Origin of the sequence: Ruminococcus sp. XPD3002 (genome assembly GCA_900119535.1) — a bacterium.
GTDB lineage: Bacteria > Bacillota > Clostridia > Oscillospirales > Ruminococcaceae > Ruminococcus > Ruminococcus flavefaciens_H.
The window spans coordinates 1-12,843 of record FPJT01000031.1 but is presented as its reverse complement, the minus strand read 5'-3'; the positions used below and the strand labels follow the sequence as shown (position 1 = coordinate 12,843).

The 12,843-nt window shown below is 37.3% G+C and carries 13 protein-coding genes; all 13 read left to right on the top strand.

Going from position 1 to position 12,843, the window contains the following annotated elements:
- The coding region (locus tag BT127_RS17025) for a hypothetical protein (protein WP_175541995.1) at positions 1-1,347 on the top strand (1,347 nt) is incomplete at its 5' end.
- 35 nt (positions 1,348-1,382) lie between these two features.
- On the top strand, positions 1,383-1,787 hold the full coding sequence (locus BT127_RS15960) for a single-stranded DNA-binding protein (RefSeq protein ID WP_075425954.1): 405 nt from the start codon (positions 1,383-1,385) through the stop codon (positions 1,785-1,787).
- Positions 1,788-1,888: 101 nt separating this feature from the next.
- Positions 1,889-3,154, top strand: coding sequence for a hypothetical protein (locus BT127_RS15955; RefSeq protein WP_075425953.1), 1,266 nt, complete (start codon positions 1,889-1,891; stop codon positions 3,152-3,154).
- Positions 3,151-3,480, top strand: coding sequence for a hypothetical protein (locus BT127_RS15950; RefSeq protein ID WP_075425952.1), 330 nt, complete (start codon positions 3,151-3,153; stop codon positions 3,478-3,480). The genes BT127_RS15955 and BT127_RS15950 overlap by 4 nt, the downstream gene beginning before the upstream one ends.
- Positions 3,461-5,542 carry a VirD4-like conjugal transfer protein, CD1115 family gene (locus BT127_RS15945; protein ID WP_075425951.1) on the top strand — a complete coding sequence of 694 codons (2,082 nt, stop codon included), beginning with the start codon at positions 3,461-3,463 and terminating at the stop codon, positions 5,540-5,542. Before BT127_RS15950 ends, BT127_RS15945 begins: the two co-directional genes overlap by 20 nt.
- Entirely contained in the window at positions 5,535-6,323 is a 789-nt protein-coding gene (locus BT127_RS15940) for a hypothetical protein (protein ID WP_075425950.1), read from the top strand. The genes BT127_RS15945 and BT127_RS15940 overlap by 8 nt, the downstream gene beginning before the upstream one ends.
- Positions 6,324-6,505: 182 nt before the next feature.
- On the top strand, positions 6,506-6,856 hold the full coding sequence (locus tag BT127_RS15935) for a hypothetical protein (RefSeq protein ID WP_075425949.1): 351 nt from the start codon (positions 6,506-6,508) through the stop codon (positions 6,854-6,856).
- Positions 6,857-6,947: 91 nt separating this feature from the next.
- A complete protein-coding gene (locus tag BT127_RS15930) occupies positions 6,948-7,142 on the top strand; it encodes a hypothetical protein (RefSeq protein WP_075425948.1) in 195 nt (64 codons plus the stop codon).
- 13 nt (positions 7,143-7,155) lie between these two features.
- Positions 7,156-8,352 carry a TrbL/VirB6 family protein gene (locus tag BT127_RS15925; protein ID WP_075425947.1) on the top strand — a complete coding sequence of 399 codons (1,197 nt, stop codon included), beginning with the start codon at positions 7,156-7,158 and terminating at the stop codon, positions 8,350-8,352.
- A gap of 11 nt (positions 8,353-8,363) precedes the next feature.
- Entirely contained in the window at positions 8,364-8,690 is a 327-nt protein-coding gene (locus BT127_RS15920; RefSeq protein ID WP_075425946.1) for a PrgI family protein, read from the top strand.
- Positions 8,659-11,031: a VirB4-like conjugal transfer ATPase, CD1110 family gene (locus BT127_RS15915; protein WP_075425945.1), complete on the top strand. Its 2,373-nt coding sequence runs from the start codon at positions 8,659-8,661 to the stop codon at positions 11,029-11,031. Before BT127_RS15920 ends, BT127_RS15915 begins: the two co-directional genes overlap by 32 nt.
- Complete coding sequence (locus BT127_RS15910; RefSeq protein WP_075425944.1) at positions 11,031-11,360, top strand: hypothetical protein; 330 nt, start codon at positions 11,031-11,033, stop codon at positions 11,358-11,360. The genes BT127_RS15915 and BT127_RS15910 overlap by 1 nt, the downstream gene beginning before the upstream one ends.
- Positions 11,357-12,550, top strand: coding sequence for a hypothetical protein (locus tag BT127_RS15905; protein ID WP_075425943.1), 1,194 nt, complete (start codon positions 11,357-11,359; stop codon positions 12,548-12,550). The genes BT127_RS15910 and BT127_RS15905 overlap by 4 nt, the downstream gene beginning before the upstream one ends.
- Positions 12,551-12,843 lie beyond the last annotated feature (293 nt).

Genomic DNA, 12,843 nt, shown 5'->3' with positions numbered 1-12,843 from the left:
AAAAAGAATAATAAGTATAAAGGCATCGACCGTACTACTTATCAGCTTGGACTTAAAGGTAAGTCGTGGAAGATAAAACTTATACGTGATCTTAATAATGCCGTTGAGTCCTGTAAGAATAAAGACGAATTCTTATCCTTTCTTAAGAGTAAAGATTATTCCGTCAGATACACTGAACGCCACATAACCATTACCAAAAACGGTGAGAAAAAAGGAATACGAGTCGATACGCTTGCAAAGCAATTCGGTGAAAAGTATACCAAAGAGAACCTTGAAAAGAAAATGGGGTATTATTCTCCAGAAGCTTTATCGTCTATAAAACTTAATGAAAATAAAAAGACTTACAAGGAACGTAAGGACACTGTCCCGAAAAAGAGCAACTGGAACTACTATGAAGAATGGGTGTTCCAACAGAATAATTATAATAAGTCTACTCCGCAGCACATAGTCAGAGATAAACATGCTGACTATCTCATAAAGAGAGCGGAGAATACATTATTATATTCAAGGAACATTGCAGACTTTATCCTAAGAGCGTTTATTCTGCTGTTGGCTTTGTCACAGCGGAAAAAGAAAAAAGCTCATACAAGATACCGAACTGTAAGAACACTCCCGATACAAAAGAGCTATTCTACATTCGGCAACATTAATTATCGTGATCTTGTTCAGAGTACAGGAGATAACTATTCTGTCAAAGTAACTCTCGATAAGTTACTATGTCTTGCAGGACAGCCTGTTTTGTACTCGGCTAAAGTCGATAAAAATTCCTCAACCGTAACAATCACCGTCAAGGAAAAGGACAAGCACTTCCTTGCTGAACTGATAGGACTATCTCAGAAACAAAAACAACTTGATGAACAGTCCGAGGATATCCATAATCGTAAGGTATACAAAGAGATAAAAGAAGCCGCTGAACAGAGCAGCACAAAACTCCAGTACCTTGTGATTACCGAAGAACAAAAGCAGATTCTTCAGGATAATTACATTCAATTCGCATACTTCCCGAAGGATGATAAGATTAATATCGCCTTTCTTCCTGAAAAGGCTGATATAATAAAACGTTTGATTTATCCTAAGCAGCAGAATAAGATCACTGAGACTCCTCAGCAGAAAAACAACAGAGTATATGCAGAACTTAAAAAGAGCGCTGCTCTAACAGGGGAGAAGCTACATTATAAGGTCAAGCTTACTAAGCAGCAGCTTGAAGCTCTGAGCAAGACGGATATAACATTCGCATATTTTACAAATAAGGACGATAACAACTTATTTAATATCGCTTACGAAAGCACATCAGATAGTAAAGTGAAAGAAACTCTGGCAGCGCTTAATAACCAGAAACTGTCATAGTTCTGGACTTATTTTAATAAACGGAGGTATTAACTATGAACCAAATCGTATTAATCGGACGTCTGACCGCTGATCCTGTTCTTGAACAGACAGAGAGTGGTGTTTCCAAGTGTAAATTCTCACTTGCGGTGCAGGATGAATCAACCAACAAGAATGGCGAAAAAGAAGTTGACTTCATCAATTCGATAGCATGGAGATCTACAGCAGAGTTTATCTCCAAATATTTCAAAAAGGGAAGTCTGATAGCTGTTATCGGCAAGCTCAAAGTTCGCCCTTATGAAAAGGAAGGCGAAAAGAAGTACGCAACCTTTGTCAACGTAAATAAAGCCGAGTTTGTTGGGTACAACAAGTCCCAATCAGGCGAAAATGGAAACGGCAGCGAACCAGACTTATCAGCAGAGTTCGATGAAATACTGACACAGGAGGAAGCACCGTTTTAACTGAATACGAGTTTAAAATCTTCTGAATCTATCAGAAGATTCTTCTTGTCTAAATGAAATTTGTGCTATTATAGCACAAATTGAACAAAGGAGTGATAGAATTGAAATCAAGTATTAATGCTGAAAAAGACTTTAAAGCAGACATTGATAGTATTTATTTTCCCCCTGTCTCAGACAAGGACTATTCCCATGTAATTATTTATTTGGAAAATATACCTCCAAATAATGTATCTGATTATATTGAACGTTCCGAACTTTTGTCGCAAACGAATTTTTCAAGTATAGCCGAATTGATGTATAGCATTAATAACTTCGATCCTGATTCAGGAGAAGAACCTCCGACACTGAGCATTGGTGTTGATGTAGATACCAAAGATGATCCTAAACTGGAAATTGTGTACGAAGACGGTAAGGGTTATCCTTATGCAGAAGTTCCACTTACTGAAAAAGAAAAGTCAGAGATCAATGCGTTTATTGTAGATAAACTTGGTTGTACAGGAAGTGAGTACATAAATAATCATGAAATAAGTCTCCTTTCAGAGAAGATAACCACTCTAAATGAGAAAATAGAGAGTAGAGAAGCTGACCATTATTATGCGGATTCTTGGGAACAGGCTCATCAGATTACCGAGGACATCAACCGTCTGAAAGAAGAAAAAAACAGATTTGAAGATATGTTATTAAAAGCAGGAAACGGCAGCAAGCTTGACAAAGCTTCTGCTGCGGAGCTGCTGCTTACAGCTGATATGATAACCATAGCAGAGCTTTCACCATATTTTAATGAAGATAAAAAAGCTGCAATAAAGCTTGATGAAACAACAGCAGAATTCCTTATTAATAAGTCTCCAGAACTGAAACAGGCTTTTGAAGATAAGGGATATGACAACTGGAAGGAATTTTTTGCAGACAATCACGGAGAAGCCTTCCTTGAAGCGAATGACGATATAGGAATTAAAGTTGTTATTAACGATAACAAGGAATATCCTATTCCTCTTTCTCCTGTAGAACAGGCGGTCCTGAGAGACAGGCTCGATGAAGAACTAACAAGAAGGAATAAAGAATATATGCATGATAAGGACGGTGATCGAATACCAGATAATATTGATAGTTCATTTGATCCTGAAACAAACCGACACTATGAACAAGAAGATAAAAACGCAGCTACTTATGACGATGATGTTAAAATCCGTCTTGTAACGGATCAGGAACTTAAGTGTCTGAAAGAAAATGAAACTCCTGTTCTTGTCGGTAAGAACAGAGCATCAAATGGACTTATACCGATTAAGTACAAAAAAGAAAAAGAATCTGTTGTAATGGCTGCATTAACTGCCATACAACACCATGAAAAAAAGGTGGTCAAAAGATGAGTAAAATAATAAACGGAAAGTATTACGCTTTATATGATAAATACCATAGAATATTTATCGGTAAAAAAACTGCTCCATTTAACGAGGATTATCTATATAGAGCCTTTCATATCACACTTAATGGAAACGATGTATACTGCGTATTTGATGATCTCAAAAAGAAAGCAAAAACCGAGTTTTTCAACATCCCTATGAGATACGCTGAACATCTTAACATTACTGAAGGGGATATACTTGAACTTATACATGAAGAAGGTACTAATACTATGCTTATCAAAAAATCCGACTTGACTAAGGAGATGTATTATGCCAAACCAGAAGAATAAATTAAGACGTGGAAGGAATACCAAAGCTCTTATCTATATCTTCTCAGTTCTTTTTCTTATTCTTTTCTCCTTCGGACTATATCTTGCATACATGATCTGCGATTACAATGTTGCAACTAATAAGATGCCGTCAATACAAGAACCATATGAATTAATGGATTTCTTCAATTATTTATCTGCTCCGAAACTGGCTTGCCCGATCAATGCAAGTACAGTTATTAAATGTGTAGTAATGCAAGTCACCAAGCTATGGTGGCTATATTTATGTGTTGCAGGAATAATCTTCATAGCAGCTACATCAAATAACCGTGATGAGTACAAAAATATGGAACACGGTTCGGCGTCATGGGCTGATAAATATGCAGAAAAAGAGTTCAAAGATACAAAAGGAATTCCAGTTGGACTTAATACTTATGTTAGCATCAATAATGCCAATAAGAAGTCATACTTATCACATAATCTGAACGAAGTTGTAATCGGAGGATCTGGCGCAGGAAAATCATTCCGAAAAATAAAGGTAGATATAATGCAAATGGTAGGCAGTTATGTTGTTACTGATCCTAAAGGAGAACTGTATCGTGATTGTGCTAAGTTTCTGCAGCTGAACGGCTATAAAATCAGAGTGCTCAATCTCATCAACATAAATATGAGCAACTCATATAATCCATTTGCTTATATGTCAGAAGAACAGGACGTACTCAATGTAGCAGATCTGTTCATGAAAAACTCAGCAGGAGACGGAGAAAAAGAGGATTTCTGGTCAGGTGCGGCACAAGATATGCTTGTTGCAATAATGGTTTATCTATGGAAAACACCTTATGAGCTAAAAACATTCGGCAGAGTAGTACGCCTTGTAAATTCAATCCAGTATAAAGACGGTAAGATTGATGAACTATGCGAACTTGCAAGGTGCCTTAAAGAGCATAGCATTGAATATCCTAATGATGTTGCAGCAGTTAATTGGGCAAGTATTCAAGGTACTCCGCAGGAAACTCTTGGTTCTATATGCAAGGTCCTTTCCACAAGATTAAGGCTATGGGCGGTTGAGGATGTCGATGAAATGACAGCGACCGATGAAATGAACTTTGACTCAATCGGAAAAGAAAAAACAGCTGTTTTCCTGATCATTCCTGCAGCAAGACAGACTTATAAAGCTATTGCAAACATCTTTTATTCACAGCTCTTTGAACGTCTAATGCTTGTTGCTAATCGTGACCATAACGGCAGACTGCCTATGTTAGTATCTTGCGAAATGGACGAATTTCCAAATATAGGAAAAATTCCAAACTTCAATGAAACATTGTCAGTTGTACGTTCGTATAACATAAGAATATGTATAGTGCTGCAAGGGCTTTCACAGCTGAAGGCTTTATATGAAAAGCAATGGGACAGTATTCTTGGTAACTGTTCTATTTTCAATTTTCTCGGCACGAATGATCAAGAGAGTAAAGAATATGTATCAAAGAAACTCGGAAAAACAACCGTCAGAGTTGATAGCCATTCATATAATCGTGGTGGCAAAGGCGGCGGTGGTTCAGACAGTGAAAGCTATATACAGCGTGATCTGCTTGCACCTGACGAAATATCACAGGTTATCAAGCCAAAAGGTAAAACAAAGCGATATGGCGGTAACTGCATTGTATTCATCGATGAGTTCAAGCCATTTTTCCTATGCAAATATGATACAATGTCGCATCCGTTATTTTCTATAACAGGTAGCAGCTTCCCTAATGGTATTCCAAATAACACGAATATTAACGATGTATATGCTTCTGTAAAGCAGCAGCGACATGAGCATCATCAGCAAGTGCTTACTGATTTTTTTGCCAAAGCAAAAGAGGAAGCTGAACAAGCTCAGGCTGAGTATGAAGTTGAACAAGCAGCTGAAGAAGAAGCAAAACAAAAAGAATTACAGGAATTATTTCCGCAGAGTGACTTTGAAGAACTACAGCAAGAACCTGACAGCAGTTTTGATTTTGATGAACTTGCGGACGATGAAAGTGTTAATCCAGTAATTGAGAAATTCCAGTTTGAAAATGAAGGAGATGATGAATATGTATGATGAAGATCAGCTTTATAATGAAACTACTCAGGCAATAAAAAATGGCGCTCACAATGTAAAAACCATAGCATCCGATGCAAAAACCATTTATGACATGCTTCGCGGACTAAACAGCAGCAGTCCTCAAAAAGTTAATATTACATCCGAATCGCTGCCAACCAAAGACAGCGATTTTGTTTTCACAGGACAGTCTACGGACATTAGATTTTTTAAAGATCATAATTCAATGCCTAAAGAAATGATTTATAACATCTCTGACGAAAATCTGAAAAGTGCTGTTATAGACGAGATGAACAAGGCAGCTCATGCAAAACGAGTGAAAATTGACCAGAACACAATAACTATCACTCAAAAGGGAAAGTCTTATATCAATAAGCCAACTTTCATTAAAGCAGCAGCTGCCGATTTAGCAAACTTCAAAGCAGATCAAGCTCAGATAATGGGATTTGAGCTTGACGGAACCATTCAAGATATGAACTACTTTCAATTCGCCCCCGAACTTGATCTTAAACCGATTATCGCTAATCCTGATACTGCAACAGTGCAGAAGATACTCGGAAACTTACAGCAGCTTAAGGAACAGGGACTTATAAGTGTGAGCAATAGCATTGTTAAGATAACTGACAAGGGTAAGGAACTGATTGGAAGCGCTGTATTCAAGGCTGCTAACGCAGGAGCGATTGAAAAGGCAGCAGCCGTTTCAGGAGGTACAGCCGGCAAGATATTCGCTGTTACTAAGAAAATTGCATCAGCTGTTGCATCAACAGCGATTCAAAAATAATCTCTTAAATTGTGCTATAATAGCACAACTTAGAGTTCATATAGATACAAATCACGAGAGGATGTGAGAGGGATTATGTTTTTGTGCTATTATAGCACATTTTTTATCTCCAAATGACGGAGATTACTCGAATAGAAAAAAGAATTTTCAGAAAAATTGTATTTAAATGGAGGAATTTAAAAATGAAAAAGTTTAACGTAAGAAAGTTTAGAGTAAACACAATCAAAATGGCTATCACAGCCTGCACAATTGCACTGGCAGTGATGAATGGAATGGCTGCCTATGCTGAAAACGCCGACAATACTTCACCTGACGGTACAGGCGGCACAACCACAATGAACTCAATAATTAATGTTATATTCTGGATAGTAAGAGCAGCAATACTTGGCATAGGAGGTATTCCTGCAATACTTAAAATTGTACAGGGACAGACCGATGAAAATCCTCGTGACAGAAATGCAGGTATTGCAGCACTCGTTGTCACTGCATTTGCATTCGGAGCATCATTCCTTATCAAAGGACTTATTATCTAATTAGTTCCAATTCCTTTCTATATAGCACATTGGCAGTCACACGGCTGCCAAATTGTGCTATTATAGCACAATTATTTTATAGGAGGTTATTATGGACGAACTTAATAAAATATTATTCTGGATCGCTCGATGTGCGGTGCTTACAGTAGGCGGCGCAGGTGGACTGATAAAAATAGTTAAAGGCAAATCTGATGAAAATCCTCGTGACTTTACCGAAGGGGTTGCTATGCTCGTAGTTGCAGCTTTTATATTCGGGGCAACGTTTGCTGTGCAAAAGCTCTTTTAAAAGGAGGATAACAATGAAACATATAATCGCTTTGTTCTTCTCAATAATATGCGTTTTATCCACTTTATCACTTATATCAGCTTCCGCAAAAACGGAAATTGCGGAAGGAGCTGAACCTAACGCAGTTGATATCTGGAATTACATAAACAATGATCTTCCCGATGCTGTTCAGAACGGTGTTATGTCACAACTCGTCACAACACTGAATGAACAGCGAGCTGGTGCTGCTTCGCAAGAATCAGTTGATAATGTCCAACATTCAATTGATAGTATCGATGTCAAAAGAGACTCACGAGAAGCTCTTGATGAATGGGCGGAAGGTGTTAAGGATGAAACTATATTAAAAGAGAATAAGCCGCTTATTTTCCCGATGGCTGCTCAGGCTTTAGCCGAAGCTCTTTGGGATAAATTTATAGTAAATGAAATATCTGATGAAATCAAATCAACCGATTATGAATCTGGAAAACAATTTAATATATCAATAAAGCCTGATAGTTTCACGACTATCACAGATATACTAAAAACACTTGGCTATAGTATGGTTTTGCTTTTCTTTGCAATATCAATAATCGAGCAGTCAATCAAATATGAAATATTTACGCTTAAAGGTGGAGCAATGGTATTCGGAAGATTATTATTTGCGAAGGTTTTGATTGATTCAAGTGTTAAAATTTGTATGGCAATACTAAAAGTTATCAATCAAAATTGCAGTAAAATACTTGAAAGCGTAAAAGTCGAAATGATTGATTTTCCTACCATTACTCTTGATAAAAGTGATGTTAAAATAATCGGTCCGTTACTCGACTACGTTGTTGGCATTATTATCAGCATTCCATTAACTATGGTATACTCAATAATAATGATTGCAGGAATATGTCTTTCTATAAAACTGTTACTCAGATCCTTTGAGCTTGCTATGCTAACCTCTGTTTCTCCTGCTTTTTTTGCTTGCTTTTCCTCAGAGGTAACACGTCCTTATTTCAGAAACTTTATTTTAACTTTCATTCAAGTTGCTGCTCAAATACTTTTCATGGCAATTGTATTGTACATCGGAAAAAATGCTACAGCGGTCAATACATCATTCACAGTCACATCGCTAAATGATATAATAAAATGGTTCGTTCAAATGGCTCCAAGAACATTTATCATTATAGCAATGACAATAATGATGATCAAACCGCCAAAAGTTCTTACAGGACTGATAAAGTGAGGTAATAAAGGATGATAAAGGCAAAAATCACAAAAAACATTATACGCAAAAACAATAACAGCTTCGGCATCAGCACAAAACAAATGATAATTGCAGGAGCTGCTGCAATACTCGGTATCTTAATGTATCTGATACTGAGAAATCACATGAATACGCAGCTTCTTATGACTCTTATATTCATAGTCCTTGGAGTTATTATTTTCTTCGGCTGCGTTAATATACAAGGAATGTCACTGTTCACATTTTTCGTGAAAACATTTAAAGGCGCAGATGTACGATATTATGAAACGAAAGGAGTATTTTCTGATGATAACAGATATGTTCAAGAAGAAGAATAAGTCACTGTTCAACAAAGGCATGAAAATCCCGAAAACAGCACAGGACACTATCCCCTTTTGGGAAGTATATGAGAACGGAATTTTTCTTGTAGGCGAAGAAAGATACACACTCATTTTCTCGTTTGAGAATCTTGATTATTCACTGCTGCGTGAAAGTGAACAGCAAGAAACGTACAACAATTATCAGAAGCTGCTCAATGCGCTTCCAACTGACATACATTATCAGGAATTCATAATGAATTCTTCAATCAACGAAGAACAGCTGACAAAAGCAATGATACCTTCCGAAAGACGTTATGGAAAGCTGTATGATGACTATTGCAGTGTGCTTGAACAATTCATTACTAAGTCAGCTCAGGCTTGCGCTAATAAGATAATGCTTATCGCTCTTTCTTACAAGCCTATGACTAAGATCGATAATATCAATGTATTATTCAAGTATTACCGTGAATTACAGAATTATTTTACCAATCTTAAGGTTGGCACTCGTCAGCTCATGCCTGAAGAAGTGTTCAAGATACTACATGAATATTATCATCCATTCGATAATATCGATTTTCTTCTCCCTAAGAACTACTTCACTCGTGGCAGCAGACTTAAAGATTACATCGCGCCCTCGATGTTCGCTTTCAAGGGCAAAGAAACAGAGGTAGGATCATCACTTACTCGCATAATGTATGTACACAGATATGATCGTGAGCTTGATGATCGTTTCCTTACCGAAATAATGGACAACAACTTCAAACTTGCAGTTTCTAAGCATGTTATACGAGTTGACAAGGGAGATGCACTTGAAAAAGTAAGAAAAGAAATTTTCAATGTGCAGTCTCAGATACAGAAGCGTATGGAAGATAACCATAAAAAGGGTGGTAACTTCATCCCCTTCCGTCTTACTGACAAGGTCAAGGAACTGGAAGATCTGCAGAACAGACTTGCAGGAAGTAATACAGAGCTTTTTGAAGTAGCGATTTTTATATCCATATCGGCAGAAAACAAAGACGATCTTGAAGAGCTTACAAAGCACATCAAGAGCAAAGCGCTTAAATATCAAGTGACATTAAACTACTTGACTCGCCAACAGGAAAAAGGAATGAACAGTGTTCTTCCATTCGGAGTGAATCATATGGGTTCAGCGGTTAGTACATATCTCCTGACTGATGCTGCTGGCGTACTAATTCCCTTTTCCTATCGTACATACTATCAGGATCAAGGCGTATTCTACGGAATTAACAAGGTTACGAATTCATCAATCATACTTGATAGAACTGAGGAAATGAATGCAAATGGTTACGTATTAGGTCCTTCTGGTTCTGGTAAGTCCATGTTTGTTAAAATGGAAATGATGGACGTTCTGTTCAAGTATCCTAAAGATGAGATAATTATAATTGATCCGGATAAGGAATACGGAACGCTTGCAAATGTATTTGACGGTGAAATACTCGAATTATCGCCGAACTCGCCAACAAAATATAATATTTTCGATATAGACCTAAGCTACACTGAAAACGGACGTGATGCAGTTGCTATCAAATCCGAATTTATAATGACTGTAGTTGAAACAGCAAAAGGATCTCCGCTTACATCTGAGGAGAAATCGATTCTTGACCGATGCATACATCTTGCATATTTTGACTTTCAGAAATCACAGGGACAAGACATCAATAAGCTGCCTACTCTGACCACTCTATATGATATACTCAAAAATCAGCCTGAACAAGAAGCACAACAGCTTGCACTTGTACTGGAACTGTATGTAACAGGCTCACTAAGGAACTTTGCCGATAAAACAAACATTGATACACATAAGAAATTTCTTGTTATCGATATTTTCGATATGGGTGAACAACTTCGTGCCGTTGGTCTACAGATTGTTTTGGAGTTTGTATGGCAGCGTGTAATAGAGAACAAACGTAACGGCATCAGAACATGGCTTTGGTGCGATGAGTTTTCAATGATGTTCAACGATGAAGACGGTCAGTCTGGTAAATTCTTCGTGAAGGTGTTTAGCCGTATCAGAAAACACGGTGGTGTCGCAACAGGTATTACTCAGAATATTAAGGAAGTTCTTGCTTCTAAAGATGCTAATTCTATGCTATCGAATGCTAAGTTCAAAATTCTTCTTCCCCAGGATCCAGATAACCTACAAGCTATATCAGAGTTATTCAAGCTCTCCCCTTCTCAGGATGCATATCTCAACACGGAAGATAAAGGAACGGGACTTATTATCGCAGGATCAAAGGTTATCCCTTTCGACAAACGGATCAAGGACACTGGTACTATTTATGACATTATCAGTACTAATTTCAAGGACTATCAGAAAATGCATGGGAGTGATACATAATGAATGAAGATAAGCTTCTGAACGCATTCTCCAAAGCTATAGAAACAGAATTCGATGTATACAACATTACGATCTTGAAAAACAATATCAAACTTATGGGTAATGATATCACTCAGACCGATCACGAACGATACTTATCGCTCACTCAGACAGCTGTTTTCAGGCATCCTGAGAACAGCAGATTTGTATCACGTATTTACTCAGGCAATGATGTATACATTATAATCCTTGATTCCAAGCATAGAAAATCATTTGACGGACTTGAAACAAGGTATATAATAGCTGAAATGAAAAAACTTGCGAAAAGGTTAGGTGAGATTATTAAATGAATGTAGTATTACTTGCAGACAAGAAAGTCAGAAAAACATATGAAGCAGCTCTTAAGGATGATCCGAATATCACCTTAGTAGGATGCGAGATGGTACTCAGGGGCAATACATTAGCAAGAATCGCTGATCATCATAATCCGCATATTCTCATCATCCATAACAAGGTACAGGTAAAGGATGATTTATCGATCAATGATCTTATTTCTTTTCTCCGAGTGAAAAAGCCTAACATGCGTATTATATATATCTACGGAGAAGTCGCAGATCTTAACGTGTTTATTGAAACTGCCGAATCGCTTATTGACAGCGGTATTACTGACATTGTTACATCATATTCCGTTAATACTGCGATTGATACGATTATCTCCCCTATCACTGAGGAAGCTATAAAAGTCAAGATCAAAGATATGATTGAAGAAGAAGAAAAGTCAAAACTCGTTGTCGAGGATGATGATATCTACGATCAGTCATTTCAGAAACTTGACCTGTCCTTCCCTGCCCTTACAACAATAGACGAATTCAACATCGATAATGTACTGGTCATATCAGAGAAAAAGCAGGATTATGATACATTCGTTATCGGCATCGGTCAGCTGCAGCATCACAACGGATGCACTCATACAGCGCTTGAATTTGCAACTCTTTTGAATAAAAAAAATAAGGTTGCTGTTGTCATTGCCGATGATGATACATATGAACGTCTTGCTGTTTTTCATCGCATTAATCCCCTTGCCGCTAAGGAAGGTATGAAATACAATGATATAGACATATATCCGTATTCCATGCTTCCAGAACTATACGATTCTTATAGCGTACTGATAGTTGACTACAGCTACATGGGATCAGAGTATCAGAAAAATCAATTTGCAAAATCTGATGTCAAAATACTGCTTGCATCAGCTGCCGAATGGGATATTGCTTCTCTTATGCGACACGTTGAGTATAATGATGAACGATATACTCGTAACATTACCATACTACTCCCCCGAGTTTCTAAGGAAAAGTTCACTAAGTATAACAAGCAATTTCTGAAATCAGGTGTTAATGCTTATAGACTATGTGACAGTCCAGATTGGACTTCACCAAACGCTGAAAATTTGAATGTTTACAAAACTATTCTTACGCCTTACATTATAAATCCAAATATTAAGAAGGCAAAACGAAGATTATTCAGGATCAAGGGAAAATAATTGTGCTATTATAGCACAAAAGGACAGTCCAAAGTATCATTACAATACTATGGACTGTCCAAAACAATACCACAAACAAAAGTTTGCTCTTTTATTATACATCAAAGAAAAAAATAAGTCAAGAAAATTGTGTTATTATAGCTCTTTAAAAAGGAGGTAGAAATGGTAGTAATATATGCAGAAAAAGCAAGTCTGGCAAAAGAAATTGCCCATGCATTAGGCGCAGGAAAGCGTATACCGCTGAAATCTGAGCCTACTGTGGGCTATTATGAATTTAAATTCAATGGAGAACC